Raw genomic sequence first — 18,744 nt, 5'->3', positions numbered from 1 at the left:
ATGACCAATGACCAATGACCAATGACCAATTTACGGTAAACCCCAATATTGAGAGCGTTGCTGGAGCCAACCTTCTTCTAAGTAACGAGCGATCGCTTGATTCACGCTTCGTCTTAACTCATCGTATTGCAATCCCTTGGGCATTACTACAGACAAGGGTTCAGTTGATAGCTTGGTTGGTAGTAGCCGATATTCGGGATATTGTTGTACCCAACCGCTCAGAACGCTAGCATCTGCGGCGAAGGCGGCGGCGGTATTATTTTCTATTTCCTCTCGCGCTTCTTGATATGAATTCACTCCTACTAACTCAGCATTTGGCACATAGTACCGCACTTGAGCAATAGTGCTGGAGTTTTTGAGTACGGCAATTTTTTGTTTTGCCAAATTACTCAACTTTTGCACTGAGGTGTCTTTTGTAACTAATAAAGTGCCATCCAAATAGTAGGGAACACTGAAACTAACTATGCGGCTGCGAGATTCGGTTGCTGTGACTCTAGCGATCGCAAAATCAACTTTCTTGTCTAAAACTACAGATAGGCGATCGCGATTCGCTACAGGTTGAAATTTGACAGCCTCAGCTTTACCAAGCAAGTCAACTGCCAATCGCTTTGCCAAGTCAATTTCTAAGCCTTGCAAATTACCGTTAGCATCTCTAAACCCCAAGGGACGCAAGTTATCTTTTACGGCAACATTTAAATAGCCCCGCTGCTGAATTTCTGGCATTTCCGCAGCAGATGCAGTTGATCCCGTCCCCACTATGGAAAAGCAAAAAATCCAAAAAATAGTGGCGGATAATACCAGATGTAACCGAGTAATTACTTGCCATTTGTTACATCTGTTATACATCCCTTGCCACCTTTATCCTTTAGCTTGATTTGCTAGTTCAGCAACTTTGCCGAAGCTAGCTGGATCGAGGACTGCCAATTGTGCCAACATCTTGCGATTTAGTTGGATATCAGCTTTTTTCAAGTTACCGATCAACTGGCTGTAGCTCAAGCCGTGTTGCCTGGAAGCAGCGTTGATGCGGGTGATCCAGAGGCGACGAAAATCGCGCTTTTTCTTTTTGCGATCGCGGTAGGCACTCCGTAGTGCCTTCATCACTTGTTGGTTGGCAGTTCTAAACAGAGTTGAATGGGAACCGCGAAAACCTTTAGCTAGTTTGAGAATTTTATTGCGGCGTTTCCGAGCTACATTACCGCGTTTTACCCGAGTCATAACTTATTTCCTAAAATACTTACAAATATGGGAGCATCAAGCGCACGTTAAGTTCATCGCGTTCATGTACAAGCGCACTTTGGCGCATACCACGCTTTTTGTCAGAAGATTTGTGCTCTAAAAGGTGGCTTTTGAACGCTTTACGACGGACGATTTTGCCGGTGCCGGTGGCACGGAATCGCTTCGCTGCGGCTTTTCGAGTCTTTAGTTTAGGCATGGTCTAACTTTAATTCGACACGATCCACAATTATATACTATGAGAATTCGATTAAACGAATTATAGAGGAAGCAACGGTAGTCCGTAGATGTTGCGAAAGGGTTTCTCTAACCCAGGCGATAACGATAGCGCAGCTATACCAAGAAAAGCGAGCATCGTTACCCAGGCTCACTTTATAGCGTAGCTAAACCGTGTCTTGCCTGCGGTACGCTGCACGTAATTTAGATAAATTTAAACTTACAAAAAAAAGTCACATATTGCAAAAAATCAGTTATGGATTTTGCTTATTCAGTATGTTATGTGTACTTTATAATTATGAATAAAAGTAAAATTACTGAGGTTTTACTTGCTTGATCAATCGAGTAACTATATTGTTAATTTCAGCGAATTCAAAAAAGCATTCGCATTAAAAAACAGTTCCAACTGTGATTTGACAAGAAGAAACATATAAGAATCCAACGTCAAATCTAAAAGTTTACCGATATAAAAACTTACTCAGTAAACTGATGAGTGATGAGTGTTGGATAGTCATGCTTGAGTTGAAGAATGTAGTAAATTTAATGTTTTTTAGAAACACTAACAAGACATTAAATTAGTTATATCTAAATGAGGTCAATCATGTCTAATAATGAAGCAATCTTCTTTGAAGGAAAGAACTTTCAGGGTAAAGCTCATTCATATTTGAAGGATCAAGGAGATCAGACTACTTGTAATGGTGGTTCTGGGTCACTTAATGATAAATTTTTGTCTGTTAAAGTTGGAGAACTAATTAAAGTTCTAGCTTGGCAGCATTGTAATGCGACTGGCATATATGAAGAGTGGGACACAGATAACCCGGATCTTTCTAGTATAAGAGGTCTCTCTAGATTCAAAGTTGTTGATACCAGCAATTCAGTAGTGGCATTTCGCTTAGTTGATCAATCTGGAGCCGGCAAAAGTTTATCTTTGAAATGTCAGACAGATCAGGTCGGAGAATCAACAGATCGTACAGATGATGGAAATAATGAATATCGTATTATAGGGTCTCTGCCGACAAATCAGCCCAATTTCCCACCACTGACAACTGGAATTTATTTACGTTTAGAAGAACCTGACTACAGTTATTTGTCTACAGGTACTGTGTACATCAAATGGAATAATGACCAAAACCAAGCTGAACTTACTTACCAAGAAGAAACTAAACCACCAGGATTTAAATTTGAGCAAACGGCTCCAGGAACATTTGACTTTATTTGGCTTGGTAAGTGAATCAGGGTTAAGTAGCTAATAAAAGCAAAAAAGAGGCTCAGTTTGTAGCCCGCTACAATTAACTCTTACCTTGTTCAAAGCTGGTAGTTTACAACTAGTTTTTAGCAAGGTAAGAATTTATTAATTCTTGACGTGAATTTTGGGAGCACAATTTATTTTGCGACTAAGCAGATGCACTTTAGGAGTATCCCAAGTGTGCAAAATCTTGATAGCCCTCATCCCCTAACTCCTTCTCCCATACTTGGGAGAAGGAGTTAGAGTCATTTGTCCCCAATGACAACCTTCTCCTACGATCGCCGCTACGCGAATACGAGTAAAGATGCAATTTTTTATACGTAACAGCTTATTTAACTTTTTTCAGTGGCGCTGACTTTGGGATCTAAAACTATTTGCGAACCGGATTTATTCACATGGTAAGTCCAAGATTGCTCTTTAAGCTTGACAATTATTTCCCAGCCTTCAACTGGGTCGTACTGCTGGGTACAGACTTCGCCAAAGCTAAACTGGCAAGGATTTCCAAAGGTTTTTAGTGTAGCTTGAGTAATTTTTAAATCAGCAGTTCCCACCCCAGAACGCTTTGAGGCATCGCTCAAAATTGCATCTGCGATCGCCTTCGGTAATGCCTGTAAACCACTAACCTTTGGATCTAAAACGATTTGCTTTCCAGATTTATCTACATGGTAAGTCCACGAATCTTGACCGACTCTGACAACTACTTCCCAGCCTTCAACGGGGTTATATTCCTTAGTACAAATTTCTCCAAAATTGAACTCACAAGGATTACCAAAGGTTTTCGATGTGACTTGGGTAATCTGTAATTGCCGTTTAGGTATGCCGGAACGCTTGGATGCATCCTGTAAAATCTGATTAGCGATCGCCTTCGGCAACTTGGATTCGGGTCTTTGGGACAATTGAGTGCTGTCTAGGCGAGGAATAGCCAGAGCAGAATTGTTTTCAGTAACTCCAAATCCACAAGATAGTAGGCTCGTCAACGCCAGCGTCAATAAAACTCCTCTGGGTGACTGAAAGGCATTTTTAATTACGGCAGATGCTTGGATGATTGATTTCATATATCTTTCTGAAAATTGAACGGATAATACCGATAGTTTATTTGACGCTGTATCATAAACTCAGTTTCCATTCAATTGTTTCAGAATTTTCATCAGGCTTGTTTAGTCATTGCCGCTAAATTCATCACACATTCAGGAAACTGGCGCTTTAATGCTGGAAACACCGGACAAGGCGCTTGTTCTTGTAAATTGTCTGGTTTACTCCAAGTAAACGGCGCTTTCTGTGCCGCAGACATCCACAACAGAAGCTTCGCTCGTGTCATAGCAACATAGAGTAAACGATACTCTTCAGATGTTTTTAAATTCTTTGCCACCTCCCATGCCTGAGTAACATCCGGTATAATAGATTCTTCGTGGAGAGTAGCGCGAATTTGGGCACGGGCTACTTCTGATAAGGTAAAGTCGCCTAAAAACTGGCTTTGGGGAGGAACCCAAAATCTCCCAGGAATCAAGTTTTCGTGCAGAAAGGGAAGAAAAACATAGTCCCAGTCCAGTCCTTTGGCTTTGTGCATGGTAATAATCGTCAGTTGGCCGCGACGGGTGTAACGTTCTTCTGAATCCTCAGTTTCCACTGGTTCAAACCGTTCAGAACTGACGATTTCACTTAAAGCTGACAGCATTCCCCCCATCGAACTATTGCCAGCTATCTGCTGGTTAACCCGTTCTGCGAGTTTGTCAGCAGTTGCTAATTCTGCCTGGTCGTAATTTAAGGTCAAGGCAAGAAAGGAAATTAACTGATATAGGGGTAATTCCAAGCGAGCACGAAGTAAACTGCGACACAAACGTGCAGCTTTTTGTACTGTTTCTGGCTGTGGTGCTGCTAGAGGGCCAGGATACAAAAACTCTTCTGGAAGACTAGCAAGGGCATTGAGGTCTTGGGTAGGAATTAATTGGCGCTGTACTAATGCTTCTAGTGCGGCTTTGAGGTAATCGGGGGAGTGGGGGCGATCGCAAAATTGCAATAATGCCAAAATTTCTTGGGGAACATGAGAACGGCGATCGCGTTCTCCCACATCGTAAAGTGTAATTTTATGCTCTTTACACACAGATGTCAGAGCTTCTGCCAACCATCGTCCTTGACGATTTTCTCGGACTAAAATCGCTGCACTATTTTTTGTTGGGTCTTCACCAAATAACTCAATCACCCTTTGAGATAACAATTCAACGGTGTGATGAATATCACGCGGAGTATAAAGTTCCAGTCCTCGTCCTATCGGTGCAGGGTTAGCGTTAGCTTGCGGATCGCCAGCATCAACAGGGCGAATTGTCTGCAAGCGAAATGGTACTTGTCGGTTATCAGGAGTCTGTTGTTTGTTGTTGGTTGTTGCTAACCACTGATTATTGATCCATTTGAGGGTAAAGTTAGCAGCTTCAATGATAATTCTAGTACTGCGACCGGCTTGATCCATCGTTGCCAATCGTTCGATGCGATCGCACTCTTCGCAAAATTGCCGGAAATAAATTGGATCGGCTGGCGTAAAGGTAGAGTTAATCGCCTGGTTAGGGTCGCCAACTCGTACTAGATTGAGTGGGGAGTGCGTAGAGACGCGATTCATCGCGTCTGTATTCATCCCCTGATATCCCGCATCACTCGCCAAAATTTCTAACAACTGCGTCTGAAGAGGACTAGAATCTTGGGCTTCGTCTTCAAAGACAGCGAATACTTGGTTTTGCTCAATGCGACGGGCACTGCCATTTTCTAAAACCCGCAGTGCGGCTAAAATCATGTCATCGTAGTCGATGAAGTCACGCGATCGCATTAGGTTTTGATATTGCTCATACAATCCCGCCGCTACGCTCAAAATTGCATATTCGTCTGTGGTTTGTTGACTCCACTCCCGCAATTTTTCTGGCGATATCCCAGAACTTTTTGCTTCATGAATTACCGTATTAGCCAATTCTGGTAATACTTCTGTTCGCAAAACCGATTGGCGACGCAACCTTTCTGTCTCTTCTCCGTCAAATTGATGACCTTCTAATAACCGTAAATATCGCTCTGGATGATTTCCAATCCATTGTTCTACAGCAGTTCGGATAAAGCGGTGACTTTGGGTTGGTGTAATTAATGTGACGTTTTCTAACTGCAAACCCGATAAATCAGAATGGCGGCTGGCAATATTCAACGCTAGACCATGTAGAGTATAAACAAAAAAGCCTGTCTGAGGTAGAGATAAATCATCTCGTAAAAATTTGCGAATCTTCGCTTTAATATTGGCAGCAGCAGAGCGAGTAAAGGTAACAACTACCAACTGACGGCGCGAGGATGAACGTTCATACTGACGTGCGATCGCGATCGCCGCCGCCGCCGCCATCCCAGTAGATTTGCCTGCGCCAGGAACGGCAGAAATAGCCAGGGGGCCAGATTGCCAGTCAGCCATTTGCTGTTGTCCTGGGCGTAGACTGTTGCGGATTGCGAGAATCTTCTCCCGCAGCGAAGGAACAGGCGATCGCTCAGACAATTCTGAGTGGAGTAATTCTTGAGGCACAGTAGCGGTAAATTTAGTGTCTGACATTGATATTTTTATATTTAATAATTCTAATTCCAAAACCGCAGATATGAAAAATCATTGGTGTTTATCTGTGATGACAAATATTTTTGAATTGCAAATTAATTAGCTAATAGCTCTATCACAAATCAATCAGTAGTCTTCAGAGAGATCCCCAAACATAAAAACCCTGAAGGGGAATCTCAATAGATTCTCCTTCAGGTCAAACTCTTTTATTCAACCAAAATAATTCGCGTTTTATACCATTTCACGAAATGCCTAATACAAATGATTAGTTTTTAGGGAACTCCAAAAAATAAATTATTCCGCTTGAGGTCGTTGACTGTTGACTGTTGACGGTTCACAGTCAACGGTCAACAGTAGCAATGGAATATTTTTTAGTTGTAAGTCCCTTAATTTTTTCCCTCTGCTCCCTGCTCCCTGCCCCCTTGCTGGCTATTTGTATCGATTTTAAAGTGAAATGGTATTACCCGCCGATTGGCGTAACTACCGCCCCTTCAAAAGCAGTATGAATTCCGATTTCTCGCCAATTCTCAAATTCCTGGCGTTCTGCTGTCCGCCTTTGCTCCCACAAACTGTAAGCGTCCGAGCCGAGCATCAACCGAAGCGGTGGATTCTCCGATTCGACCACTTGAATCATCGCAAGTGCCGCCTTTTTCGGATCGCCCGCCTGTTTACCGTTACCACTGTAGAGATATTCTCGAAGCGGATCGATTACCGCTTTGTAATCATCAATTTCCGTTTCGGGTTGCATATTGGCATCACCGGCAAAGTTGGTACGAAATGCACCCGGCTCAACAATCGTCACATTAATGCCAAGCGGTTTGACTTCATCACGCAAGCCTTCGGCAAAACCTTCGACTGCAAATTTCGTCGCGCAGTAGAGCGCGAATCCACCTATCGAAACCAACCCACCAATTGAAGTAATATTCAAAATGTGACCAGATTTCTGTTTACGCATCACAGGTAACACTTCGCGGGTCATTTCTATTACGCCGAAGCAGTTAACTTCAAACTGTTTTCTTATTTGCTCGGATGAAAATCCTTCCAAAGCACCAAGAGAACCTTGTCCTGCGTTGTTGACTAGGACATCAATGCACCCAAAACGTTCGACGGCAGCTTTAACAGCCGCATCTCTATCTTCGGCGTTTGTGACATCAAGCCGAACGGCAATAGCGTTTTCCTGATTTGCTTGTACCAATTCTGCTACTTGTTCGGGTTTTCGCGCCGTCAGCACAACTTTGTCGCCACGCTCTAAAACTGCTTCCGCTAGGGATCGACCGAATCCGGTTGAAGTTCCGGTTATCAAATAAACTTTGCTCATAAAATTTTAAAGAGTTGGTATCTTTACAACAAGTATAAATACTATATTGTCAAATTAAAGATGAAGAGTGCTGAGTTAAAAGACCGCCTACAAGGGACGGGGTATTAATCAACTCTAGTTAAGAAGATTCGGCCCGTACCAAGTACAAGAGTTAAAGCAACTGGCGGCATTGGTCAAACAGAAAATTGAACCAATGCCCCATCTGCTATGTGCTGTTTGGACAGTCTTAACAAATCACATCATGGAGTTAATTCTGTCTAAAATTAAATTTATTCATCAATTTGCCAGGAATCCTTAGTTAATTCTTCATCCAGAATTTTCTTCGGACGAACGATGATGATAATTTGTCCTAGTAGAGGAATTTCTGGCTCAGTTTCAAACCACTGAAAATCTAATTCACCACCATTTTCGACAACAAAGTAGCTGGAGGCATCCCATTCTCGTTGGGCACGATCTATCACCACTACAACTGGCCCTACTTGGGTTTGGGTTTGCATGGGGAAGCGATCGCTATTCGCTAAAATTACTACTGGATCTTCTGCCGCCAACAGCACTTGCCAACCTGGTAACGGTACCCAAGCTTGCTCTCCAGAAAACTTGACCATCCGAAATGGTTCAATTTCTGTGAGTATGGGCACAGCTTGCAAGTCTTGTCGTGACAATGGCAACTCGCCTACTACGGGCAAGATTCGGGGTAATTGTTCTTCAAATTCCAGGCGGTAAAAGGGTAAAATTGGCGCTGGACGCTGGGGAACAGTAGTAAAATCAGTCAGTAGTTGTTCGATTTTTTTCCTGGCTTCTGGCGTGTGAGCAAAGCGTAAACCTTTAGCGATTAGGCGCGATCGCTGTTGTAAATCTGCATTTTGGCGTGCCAATTTCCAAACTTGGTGAGCAACAGCATCCCCAGGATGGGCAGAAAACCCTTCTGGCAAAGTGCGGTAATAAGAAAATTCTTTAAGTGCTTTTGCTATTTCCCGTGCTTCATCGGCATCAACATTGTGGACGAAGATGAGTTCGGCGGCGGCGGCGCGTTCTTCTTGAGTAAGTAAACGCAGTTCATATAAAACATCACTGCCACGTGTGGCGTAGTGCGATCGCGTTGCTTCCGATACTCCAAACTTTTCCAAAGAATTGTAAACTTGGGAACCAACAACCACCTGATTCTGTTGAATCGGTTCAAATCCAGTCGCCTCAAAAATTTCTTGGGGGTTGTAACCGGTTTTTAGCAACGAGGCGATCGCCGTTCCCCATTCCACCCAGTTGCCTTGTTTTTGCCTCAGCCTTCGCAGTAACTCTTGTGCTACATCGTTTATAGCATTGTCTTCGGGATTCTGAGCGTTGGGTGGTAGATCAGTCATAATCGGAGTGCGAGCTTCAACTTGAGAGGTTGGTTAATACCTCATGAGCAAGTCTTATTCTAATCTATGAACTACCCAGACCTACTGCCTTGAGTTCATCTGTAAAAACTTGCAGTAGTTTCCTTTTACATAAAGTACAAAGCTACGGGTTTTGAGGCAGGAGGCAGGAGGCAGGAGGCAGAAGGCAGGAGGAAGGAAGTAAAAACTTTTTGTGTCTGATTTTGAGTTCTGTATTTTGCACCTCATCTACTTGAAAACTGCTGTATAAAGGCAGGAGGCAGAAGGCAGGAGGCAGGAGGAAAGAATTACGCGGTAAATTGACTCTGTAGCGCTCACTATTCGCGTTTTAAAATATGCAAAATAACTCCGTATAAACCCTTGGCAATTTTTGGCTATTCTCAACTAAACTTGGTATGGAATATAACAAGAGAGTGAATATTTAAAGGAAATATCTTATGGATAATCCCAGTGTCGAAATTGATAAAGTCCAATATCAAGTAATGACTCTCGAACGACCAAAAAAGCTGAAAATCCTGGTAGTTGATGATGAGCCAGATAATCTCGATCTACTTTATCGCACATTTCGACGCGACTTTAATGTTCTGAAAGCTGATAGTGGGGTGAACGCCCTACAAGTTTTGGCAGCAGAAGGGGAGGTAGCAGTGATTATCTCCGATCAACGGATGCCAGAAATGAAAGGAACTGAGTTTCTCAGCAAGACTGTACCTCAGTTTCCCGATACGGTGAGAATTATTCTCACCGGATTTACTGATATTGAAGACTTGGTAGAAGCGATTAATGCTGGGCAAGTCTACAAATATATCACCAAGCCTTGGGATCCAGGGGAACTGAAGGCAGTGGTGCAAAGAGCAGCAGAAACCTACGACTTGCTCAAGCAACGTACAGAAGAATTACGCCGTGCTCATGCTCAAATGGCGCTGCTGAGTGTTTTGGTACAGGTAACTCAAGCTGCTTCTAGCTTAGAGGAAACTCTTGCTCCAATTGCTAGGGCTGTGAGTGAGACTTTTGGGGCAGAAGGCTGTATCCTACAACTTACAGATGGAAATACTCTGGTTGCAACTCAAGGAACTTACAGCTATACAGGTACAATAGAGAATTGGCTATCTCAAGACCCACTAACAAGGGAAGCGATCGCCACTGGGCAAATGCAAGTTTCCTTAAATGTACTTAAAGACACTAAATTAATTGATGCTATTCACTACCAGAATACGGGTGTGCAAGCACATTTAGTGATCCCAATTAGCTACCGTAATCAACTTTTGGGCGTATTGTCGCTACAGTGGAAACAACCTTGCACTTTGCGGGAAGATGAATTAATGCTAATTAATTTATCAGCCCAACTGGTGGCGATCGCTCTTACTAGTAGTGCTTGCCATCAAACCACTGTGTAGTTGTCATTTGTCCTTTGTCATTTGTCCTTTATCCTTGACAAATGACTAATGACTAATGACCAATGACCAATGACTTATTGACCAATGACTAACGAAATCCAAGCCATTTTTAACCGTATTGCTCCAGTTTATGACCAGTTGAACGATTGGTTGAGTCTGGGACAGCACCGAATATGGAAGGAAATGGCAGTGAAATGGAGTGCAGCTAAATCGGGTGATACTGCATTAGATTTGTGTTGCGGTAGTGGTGATTTAGCCTTACGTTTGGCACGACGCGTGGGAGCAACAGGACAGGTGTACGGAGTGGATTTTTCCCCAAACCTGCTAGAAACTGCTAAAGAACGCTCACATTGGCAGTATCCCGAACCTGCGATCGCCTGGGTAGAAGCTGATGTGCTTTATTTACCCTTTGAGGATAATCAATTTGATGCTGCCACAATGGGCTATGGTTTAAGAAATGTTAAAGATATTCCCCGCAGTCTCCAAGAGTTATACCGGGTTTTGAAGCCGGGTGCTAAAGCCGCAATTTTAGACTTTCATCGACCGAGTAATCCTCAACTACGTGCCTTTCAGCAGTTGTATCTGGACAATTTTGTGGTGCCAGTTGCCAATTATTTAGGGTTAAAAGAAGAATATGCTTACATCAGTCCTAGCTTAGACCGCTTTCCCATAGGGAAAGAGCAAGTAGAGTTAGCTCATCAAGTTGGTTTTGCTGTTGCCACACACTACCCCATTGCGAACGGTATGATGGGAGTGCTGGTAGTCAGCAAATTTTAGATTTTGGATTTGCGTTAGCGAGTCTGCAAGCGTCTTTTGGATTGGGGATTGCGAAATGGGTAATGGAAAATCCTTAGTGGTTAGTGAACAAGCAACTAACAATTAATAACTGCCAAATACCAATTATTAATCCCCAATCCCTAATTTCTAATCTAGAATCTAAAATTCAAAATCCAAAATCCAAAACCCTGTGGACTGGTCTCATCTTTGGCTTTATGTGTCTCCCCCGGTACTGGGTGGAATTATTGGCTATTTCACAAATGATATAGCCATAAAAATGTTGTTCCGTCCTTACCGAGCAATTTATATTGCTGGACGAAGAGTACCCTTCACCCCTGGATTGATTCCCCGCAACCAGGAACGTCTGGCTAAGAACATTTCTAATACAATCATGGGGTCACTGCTGACACCACAAGAATTGCAAAATCTGGCGCGGCGTTTGTTGCAAACAGAACGCGTGCAAGCAGCAATTCTCTGGTTGTTACGACTGGCGATTGAACAAATTAAAACAGATAAAAACCAGAAAAGTGCCAAAATTGTAGCGGGAATTTTGCGTGATTTACTTGGGGAATCCTTGCCACGCTTACTCAAGGTTTTGGCACGACGTGAAGATTTTTTGGAAGCGCAGATCAATCAAATTTTTGACCAGATATTGCTGGAATTTCAACTGAGTGAAGAACAAGCTACGCGGCTTGTTGATTGGTTGTTGGAAGTAGTTTTACCGCCAGATATGTTGCGCCAAGCGATAGTTGATTTTTTGACCGATCGCACGATTCAAATTATCGATGAAGGCTTCCGCGAAAAAACCAGTGGGACTTATTGGGTAGTAGCAAATTTGTTTGGCTTACGTAACACTCTGACGCGGCTACGGACTTTTTGCTTGGATGAAAAGGAGGCTACCAATACTCGCTTGCAGGAATTGACTCAAGATTTGCAAATGCGCGATCGCATTAGGAAATTACTGCAAAATTTATCATTACAAAACTTGCCAATGGGTACGGTGCGGCAACTACGAAAGACCACCCGCGAAAGTGTCCGCCATTACCTGCAAAATAGTGGTAGTGATTTTTTACAAGGATTAACTGATTCTGTTGATTGGGAAAATATTGCTGTAGTCCTGCTGAATCGTCTTAGTACTTCACCAGTTGTAAGTACTTCTTTAGAAGTCATGAGTCAAGAATTGGCTCTAATTTTAGAGAAGTATTTGGAAAAAGATTTAGAAGCAATTGTGGCGCAGGTCATTCCAATTTTGTCGATAGATGAAGTGATCGTTGACCGTGTGAAATCAACTTCACCGGCTGATTTAGAAGCTGCAATCGAGGGAATTGTGAAAAATGAATTGCAAGCGATTGTGACTTTAGGTGGTGTTTTGGGTTTTGTCATTGGGTTATTGCAGACAGTGTTTTTAATATTCAGTCAATATTAATTTTTTGTTTTTGCCTGTAAATTTTTATAAAATTATAGTTGCAAGTTGCCCATATTCTGGAATTAGTGAAATTGTAGCGATGTCTACGACGGGCTACGCCTACGCCTTTTGAGAAAAAATGTGAGTTCCCAAAAGTGAGATTGTGATAGTTTTTCATCCTCCAAGCGAATGCGCTTTAACTGAACAGAGCAACTGCTTAAACAATTAAATATCATCTCATGCTAACTATTATTGGTTGCGGAAATCTCAATCGTAGTGACGACGCAGTAGGCGTAATCATCGCCCAACGCTTACAGAAATATCTTGCTCAATATCCTCATCCTCATGTGCGAGTTTATGATTGTGGCACCGCAGGGATGGAAGTAATGTTTCAAGCTAGAGGTAGTAAAGAATTAGTAATTATTGATGCAAGTTCAACAGGTTCTGAACCGGGTGCTGTGTTTAAAGTTCCAGGAAAAGAACTGGAAACTTTGCCAGAACCTAGTTATAACTTGCACGATTTTCGTTGGGATAATGCTTTAGCCGCCGGACGGAAAATCTTTCAAAATGACTTTCCCCAAGAGGTGACAGTTTATTTAATTGAGGCGGCAAATCTTGGTTTTGGACTGGAGTTAAGCCCTGTTGTCAAACATTCTGCCGATTTGGTTTTTGAAGAAATAACCGCACTTATCCAACAGAATATCAACTTTTAATTAACAATCCAAAATCTAAAATCGTTCGACTGAACGCTCACGACAAGTCCAAAATCCAAAATCGAATTACGCCCAATCCCGATAAACAGAAAGTTCATCTACCCTCATTTCAAAAGGTACGCCTTGACTCTCTGGAGGGTAAACACGGATTTTAGCACTGCTGACAATTCCGTAGAGTAATGTCCCCATTGGCACAATTTTTTGCAGAATACGCCAATTACTAACTTGATCGGGACATTCAATTACCAATGTCAGAGCATTAGCATGGGTTGTGACATACCACCGACAATTAGATAGAAGATTTTGAATTGTGCGATCGCAAGCATCATAAAAGTATCTACTAATAGAATACTCTAGTTGCTGCCGCAGTATAATATCCGCAGATGTCGGTTGTATTGGATGTGAGTCATCACCATTTAAGTAATACGTCTTTCTAGGCATCTCTCTTTAGCTTCCTACTTATCTTCCAATTACCATTCCATAAAGTACATCTTTATTTATTTCTAATAATTCTTGAGTTTCATCATCATAATAAGCACCTATTCCACTACAGTGAATTCCCAAATAATTACTAGCTAAATAAAGTCTCTGTCCAAGAAAACCAGCTATTTGCATAGCAGTTTGATAGTTTAAATAATCTGACACAAAAAATAAAGTTACAGCGCTATCTCTAGCAATGGCTTGATTAATACATAAGTAACCTGTCTTTTCACTAAAATTAACTGTTTTAATCAGATATGTCCCTTTATATAACCCAGGTGTCATTCCCTCTACTCGATGCACCACTGAGTAAATTTCTATTTCCTCATAGTTTTCTGTCGGTATTGACTGCTCAAGTTGCTGCACTATATATAAATAATCTTCTTGAAAAATAGACTCTTTCCGGAAACGTCTAATAGAACGTCTATTCCAAATAGTTTGATAAAATTTATCCTTATCAAAATCAAATTGAGGATACTCTAATTTCTGCTGGCGACTCTTTTGTAGAGTAGTTGCTTGATAGGCATCTTCAATAAATTGATTTGATTCAAAATAATTAGTACCAGAGACAAAAGGAACTTTCAGCCTCAAGCTTCTGACTTTCTTATCTTGTACTTCTCCTGACACCGCACAAGCAGTAATAAACTCTTTATTCTCAAATCCCAAATCAGAATTGAGAGCGATTTTCTCAAAGTCGAAAATTAGTTGTATATCTCGGTTGTGGAGAAAAGCTGAAGCTGCGAGAGGCTCCGCCACGCCAGAGGCGAACGCACCTAAATGGTGTCCGCTATCTAATAAGCAATATCTCATGCTTCTATTTTGATATTTCCAGCTAGACCTATAATAAACGCAACTAATTAAAAAGATGAATCCGTTGATACGTTTCCCAGGTATAATATAACTTTCTAACCCATCATCAATTAATTCATAGATGAGAGTTAGATAATTATTCTCAACTTCTAGATGATATATACCATCTACTATTCCCTCTACACCGCGAACCTGTACATAAACTTCTGTGGGGTACAAAGCGCCTGCTGATGGATTTACCCGCAGTTTATAAGGACCATCTTTATACACTTTCTCCAGGGTTATTGCACTAGTTAACGAGATAAAAGAATGAACAGGATTATTGAGATTTAATTTCACTCTCCGATAAAACTTTGGATAAACTTTAAATGAAGATGGCTGTGTTGAAGCATCTACATAATTTGGATCGAGTTGCACCGATAAGTAAGAATGCTTAGTAGCGTCATGATAAGCTTTGCCCGATATCTGACTTGATGGCATTTTTAAGTATCCTTAAAACTTCTACATTGCTAGCAAAATAGATGGCTTTATAGTCGTCTAAGTTTTTCAAATATAAATTAGGATGATGTTGTAAAAGTAACTTGACGACTTCTGTCTTTCCGGCTGATGCTGCATACATTAAAACGGTTGCACCGTTATCATTTTGGTTGTCAATGTTAATGTTGCTAGCCAGCAGCAAATTAATTAAATCGTAGTGATTACCAAAACAAGCAAACCACAAAGCATTATTGCGTAGGTGTAGCCCGCCGGAGGCATCGCTATTTCGAGCATTGATATCTACACCTGCATCAATCAGTTCTTTAACGACTGCATAAACTCCCTCTCTTGTGGCTTTCATCAAGGCTGTATCGCCATTTTCCCCTGGCTGATTTAAATATCCCCAGGGTTATAGCCTTTTGTTATTAGCCATTGAGTTGTTGCTTCACTCAAGTCTTGCCTGTTTAGTTGACTCATAATTATTCTTTCAACGTCACATAATTAAGTATTTTCTAAGCAATTTTATGCTTGGAAAACTTAATGGTGGGCATTACCCACCATTACTTTAAAATCTTATACGAGTAGCTAAAGTTTAGTAGTTTACCAAAGCAACTTTGCTAGGTATCAAAAGTTTGGCAAAACACAAAAATCTTTCTCCACTATCTACTCCCCGTCCTCACCCAGGAATTTGGTTTTGCTTTGCTTGAATACTAAGTTAACTAGCAACAATTTAGCTTAGTTATATATTATCACTCTGATAAGTTAGAATTATGAATCATTTATAAAGATCCCTAGATATATCTAGGAAAAAATATTTAAAAACAATTAAAATGCAGTATTTTTTACAATATAATTTAATTATCTAGACTAATAGCAGATAGAATTTTTGCGTAAATAGTAAATTATTGCGTAAGTTTTACTAGCTTTAATAATGGTCTTAAGCACATTGTCTTGCTCAAATTTGATGCTACATTTCCATTGAATATTGGTTTCATAAAACCGACTTATGATGCTGATATTTACTTTATAGACCTGAGAGTTATTAAGAAATTTAAAACATTTTCTTTTTTCAAGCCAAATTTGCTAGCTTGTTTAAGTATAAATAAGTAAAAACAGACGAAACATGGAAATTAGCGCTCGTAATTCTCTCAAAGGTACTGTAAAAAAAGTTGTGCCTGGTACAGTTAACACTGAGGTAACTTTAGAAATTGCACCAGGAGTAGAATTAGTGTCAATAATCACAAAATCATCAGCAGAAAAGCTGGGACTTGCAGAAGGCAAGGAGGCTTATGCCGTGATTAAATCATCAGATGTGATAGTTGCTGTTGAGTAAAAATGGGCAAGTTGCCTTTTATTGCAAGCGCCTCTATCACTAATATCGAATTGCATTTATATCTCTCAATTTAATGACCTCACTCCTTGAATTAATTAATACAGGAGTGAGGTAAATTTAATTCGTAATTGCTATGTATGGTCTTAATTACGAAGTCAAAAATTTTTGTTCAAGAAAATATTATTTCTTATATATTTTAATTAGTTAAATTATCAATAATGCGGACATAAATAGCCCGAATACTTTCTATATCTAGTGCTAAAGATGTGTTTTCTATTTTAATAAGGAATGATGGAAAGTTTTGTTCTAAAGTAATAATCGTTCCTGGTGTTACCCCTATTGATATCAGTTTTTTTAAGATTGTTTCATCCTGACTTTTACAGAAAGTGACGATTCCTCGCTCTCCTGTTCTCAATAATTCTAATGAACAGCCATTTACACTAAAGGGGGAAAACATTTGAATTATAAATTAATAATTTTGAAGGGAAGAAGGAAGTATATTTTCATCCTTCATCCTTCATGCTTTATTTGGTTGCCAAAGACAGCGACCAAAGTAATAATTTATACGAGATACGCTTCTTGATGTGTTTTGATTGTGCAATTAGAACGAGGATAAGTTACACAAAGTAGAGCGTATCCTTTAGAAACTTGATCGTCATCCAAGAAGTTTTGATCTTCTTGATTAACTTCACCTTCAACAACCTTACCTACACAGCTAGAGCAAGATCCTGCATGACATGAAAAGGGCAATTCAATACCATTTTCTTCTGCTGCTTCCAAGATGGTAGTCTCTTCATCAACTTCAATTGTGGCGTCGATGTCTTCTTTTTTGTTGATTAATCTAACTTGATAGGTAGCCATTTTCAGATTCTCCTCAAACGTTATACAGTTGGTTTAATTTCCGAAGTTTTTGAGCAACCTATCCTACTTTTTGCTTCCTTTCTTCTTACAGAGATGCTAAGTTTAGTCAGCTTCTCTATAAGGGTGAGAAATGCAAAGCGAACTAGAGGCTACCTCAAAGGCATTGAAACTCTGCGGAGTGCGTCTACGGGAAGTCTCTACAATTGACCTAGCCCTAACATCATTCCGTTAGCTGCAAGGTACACCAGTAGGCGTACCGTCGTCTGTTTTGAAAGACTTTCCACAACCGCAGGTATCAGTTGCATTGGGGTTGATGAATTTAAAACCGCTTTCCATCACTCCCTCAACGAAGTCAACGATAACTCCGTCTAATAAGGGCGCACTTTTGGCATCAACGTAAACTAGCACTTTGCCTTGCTGGCTTACCAAATCATCTGGTTGGGGTTTACTGGTGATATCGATCGCATATTCATAGCCACTGCAACCACCATCTTTTACAGAGATGCGGACACCTTTAGTTGCGCCATTAGCATCGGGTGCGGAACCTTTGAGGAATGCCCGCAGATGAAATTCTGCTTTTTCTGATAAAATAACGGCCATTAAGTCTCCTGATTTGTAGCGATTAGTTGTTCTGATTTCAGGTGGGGTTGTCCTTTGTCCTTTGTCAGTTGTCCTTTGTTATTCACTAATGACTAATGACCAATGACTAATGACGAAAATTAACTATTTTGTGCAATACCTGTGGCTGTAGGTTCCATCGAATTGGATTGTGCGTGTCTCCAAGGCGCACTATTACCGCATACTGGACAAGAGCGATCGCGGTGAGAACGGCGTTTAGCAAATTCCATCCGATTTAGGTCGATTGTCAGTAATTGCGACAATAGAGGCTGACTAAACCCGGTGATTAGCTTGATAGCTTCCAACGCCGTTAAACAAGCTAGTGTTCCAGAAACAGCGCCTAGAACTGAAAAGCCGCGCTGATCCCAATCAGGCTTTTCTGGAAACAGACAAGATAAACAAGGAGTCACACCAGGAATAATCGTCGTCAGGTAAGCCTCCATCCCATTCATTGCAGCTTCCACCATTGGCTTACGCGATCGCACACAGGCTTCATTTAACAAATTGCGCTCTGTAAAATTGTGGGCGCAATCAAGAGCCATATCGGCGGACTGCACTAACGAATCTACATTTTCCGGGGTAATGTAATCATGAACAGCTTCCACTTGGACATCAGGATTAATCGCGTCCAGAGTTTCTTTAGCTTTGAATACCCTTGGCTTACCTACCCAATCATCAGTCATGAGAACCTGACGATTCATATCATCCAGCCGCAAGTCACCACCCCGGACTAGGATTAGCCGCCCAACGCCCGCTACTGCTAAGTAAAGCGCCGCCGTACCGCCTAATCCCCCCACACCTGTCACCAGAACTGTCGCTGACTTCAAGCGTTTCTGTGCTGTTTCGCCAAAATTCGGAAGCATCATTTGGCGACGATAGCGTTCTAATTCGGTAGGCGTTAGGTTAACCAATTTATACC

19 protein-coding genes and 1 pseudogene are annotated in these 18,744 nt (G+C 41.2%); 6 read left to right on the top strand and 14 right to left on the bottom strand.

Annotated features, from left to right (window positions below):
- Positions 1-30 precede the first annotated feature (30 nt).
- Genes RM347_RS17820 through rpmI form a run of 3 tightly spaced genes read right to left on the bottom strand, consistent with a single transcriptional unit; the run spans position 31 to position 1,432 of the window.
- The gene (locus RM347_RS17820; protein WP_322720633.1) at positions 31-846 is read right to left on the bottom strand and encodes a transporter substrate-binding domain-containing protein; all 816 of its coding nucleotides are present in this window, start codon (positions 844-846) and stop codon (positions 31-33) included.
- A 12-nt stretch (positions 847-858) separates the two neighbouring features.
- Positions 859-1,215: a 50S ribosomal protein L20 gene (gene rplT, locus RM347_RS17815; RefSeq protein WP_069069781.1), complete on the bottom strand. Its 357-nt coding sequence runs from the start codon at positions 1,213-1,215 to the stop codon at positions 859-861.
- Between the two features lie 19 nt (positions 1,216-1,234).
- On the bottom strand, positions 1,235-1,432 hold the full coding sequence (gene rpmI / locus RM347_RS17810) for a 50S ribosomal protein L35 (RefSeq protein WP_069069782.1): 198 nt from the start codon (positions 1,430-1,432) through the stop codon (positions 1,235-1,237).
- A gap of 618 nt (positions 1,433-2,050) precedes the next feature.
- Between rpmI and RM347_RS17805 the strand changes: the two genes are divergently transcribed.
- Positions 2,051-2,680, top strand: coding sequence for a beta/gamma crystallin domain-containing protein (locus RM347_RS17805; RefSeq protein ID WP_322720634.1), 630 nt, complete (start codon positions 2,051-2,053; stop codon positions 2,678-2,680).
- 347 nt (positions 2,681-3,027) lie between these two features.
- Here RM347_RS17805 and RM347_RS17800 read toward each other — a convergent pair whose 3' ends face one another.
- The 4 genes from RM347_RS17800 to RM347_RS17785 form a co-directional block, all read right to left on the bottom strand.
- On the bottom strand, positions 3,028-3,750 hold the full coding sequence (locus RM347_RS17800; RefSeq protein WP_322720635.1) for a hypothetical protein: 723 nt from the start codon (positions 3,748-3,750) through the stop codon (positions 3,028-3,030).
- A 92-nt stretch (positions 3,751-3,842) separates the two neighbouring features.
- Positions 3,843-6,263, bottom strand: a complete 2,421-nt coding sequence (locus RM347_RS17795) for an ATP-dependent helicase (protein ID WP_322720636.1) — start codon at positions 6,261-6,263, stop codon at positions 3,843-3,845.
- 460 nt (positions 6,264-6,723) lie between these two features.
- Positions 6,724-7,581, bottom strand: coding sequence for an oxidoreductase (locus RM347_RS17790; RefSeq protein WP_322720637.1), 858 nt, complete (start codon positions 7,579-7,581; stop codon positions 6,724-6,726).
- A gap of 269 nt (positions 7,582-7,850) precedes the next feature.
- Entirely contained in the window at positions 7,851-8,939 is a 1,089-nt protein-coding gene (locus tag RM347_RS17785) for a RuBisCO accumulation factor 1 (RefSeq protein WP_322720638.1), read from the bottom strand.
- A gap of 455 nt (positions 8,940-9,394) precedes the next feature.
- On the opposite strand from RM347_RS17785, the gene RM347_RS17780 reads away from it, so the two are divergent.
- The 4 genes from RM347_RS17780 to RM347_RS17765 all read left to right on the top strand — a co-directional run bounded on the left by RM347_RS17780 (position 9,395) and on the right by RM347_RS17765 (position 13,246).
- A complete protein-coding gene (locus tag RM347_RS17780) occupies positions 9,395-10,351 on the top strand; it encodes a response regulator (RefSeq protein WP_322720639.1) in 957 nt (318 codons plus the stop codon).
- 84 nt (positions 10,352-10,435) lie between these two features.
- Positions 10,436-11,128 (top strand): bifunctional demethylmenaquinone methyltransferase/2-methoxy-6-polyprenyl-1,4-benzoquinol methylase UbiE, encoded by a 693-nt coding sequence (gene ubiE, locus RM347_RS17775; RefSeq protein ID WP_322720640.1) that lies wholly within the window; start codon positions 10,436-10,438, stop codon positions 11,126-11,128.
- A gap of 190 nt (positions 11,129-11,318) precedes the next feature.
- On the top strand, positions 11,319-12,554 hold the full coding sequence (locus tag RM347_RS17770; protein ID WP_322720641.1) for a DUF445 domain-containing protein: 1,236 nt from the start codon (positions 11,319-11,321) through the stop codon (positions 12,552-12,554).
- 218 nt (positions 12,555-12,772) lie between these two features.
- On the top strand, positions 12,773-13,246 hold the full coding sequence (locus RM347_RS17765) for a hydrogenase maturation protease (RefSeq protein WP_322720642.1): 474 nt from the start codon (positions 12,773-12,775) through the stop codon (positions 13,244-13,246).
- A gap of 66 nt (positions 13,247-13,312) precedes the next feature.
- On the opposite strand, the gene RM347_RS17760 is transcribed toward RM347_RS17765, so the two are convergent.
- The 3 genes and pseudogenes from RM347_RS17760 to RM347_RS17750 form a co-directional block, all read right to left on the bottom strand.
- The gene (locus RM347_RS17760) at positions 13,313-13,687 is read right to left on the bottom strand and encodes a hypothetical protein (protein WP_322720643.1); all 375 of its coding nucleotides are present in this window, start codon (positions 13,685-13,687) and stop codon (positions 13,313-13,315) included.
- Positions 13,688-13,705: 18 nt separating this feature from the next.
- Positions 13,706-15,016: a nitroreductase family protein gene (locus RM347_RS17755; RefSeq protein ID WP_322720644.1), complete on the bottom strand. Its 1,311-nt coding sequence runs from the start codon at positions 15,014-15,016 to the stop codon at positions 13,706-13,708.
- Positions 14,979-15,490: pseudogene (locus tag RM347_RS17750) on the bottom strand (ankyrin repeat domain-containing protein). The gene RM347_RS17755 and the pseudogene RM347_RS17750 overlap by 38 nt, the downstream one beginning before the upstream one ends.
- Positions 15,491-16,136: 646 nt before the next feature.
- On the opposite strand from RM347_RS17750, the gene RM347_RS17745 reads away from it, so the two are divergent.
- Positions 16,137-16,346, top strand: coding sequence for a TOBE domain-containing protein (locus tag RM347_RS17745; protein WP_196511255.1), 210 nt, complete (start codon positions 16,137-16,139; stop codon positions 16,344-16,346).
- 196 nt (positions 16,347-16,542) lie between these two features.
- Here RM347_RS17745 and RM347_RS17740 read toward each other — a convergent pair whose 3' ends face one another.
- The 4 genes from RM347_RS17740 to RM347_RS17725 form a co-directional block, all read right to left on the bottom strand.
- Positions 16,543-16,803, bottom strand: coding sequence for a FeoA family protein (locus RM347_RS17740; protein ID WP_322720645.1), 261 nt, complete (start codon positions 16,801-16,803; stop codon positions 16,543-16,545).
- A gap of 104 nt (positions 16,804-16,907) precedes the next feature.
- Positions 16,908-17,207: a 2Fe-2S iron-sulfur cluster-binding protein gene (locus tag RM347_RS17735; protein ID WP_322720646.1), complete on the bottom strand. Its 300-nt coding sequence runs from the start codon at positions 17,205-17,207 to the stop codon at positions 16,908-16,910.
- A 228-nt stretch (positions 17,208-17,435) separates the two neighbouring features.
- Positions 17,436-17,807, bottom strand: a complete 372-nt coding sequence (locus RM347_RS17730; RefSeq protein ID WP_094327427.1) for a HesB/IscA family protein — start codon at positions 17,805-17,807, stop codon at positions 17,436-17,438.
- Positions 17,808-17,926: 119 nt separating this feature from the next.
- The gene (locus RM347_RS17725; protein ID WP_109012239.1) at positions 17,927-18,736 is read right to left on the bottom strand and encodes a HesA/MoeB/ThiF family protein; all 810 of its coding nucleotides are present in this window, start codon (positions 18,734-18,736) and stop codon (positions 17,927-17,929) included.
- Positions 18,737-18,744: the final 8 nt, after the last annotated feature.

It is taken from the genome of Nostoc sp. ChiQUE02 (genome assembly GCF_034531305.2).
GTDB lineage: Bacteria > Cyanobacteriota > Cyanobacteriia > Cyanobacteriales > Nostocaceae > Nostoc.
Note: the sequence above shows the minus strand (reverse complement) of the source record. Positions and strands in the feature narration are given on the sequence as shown.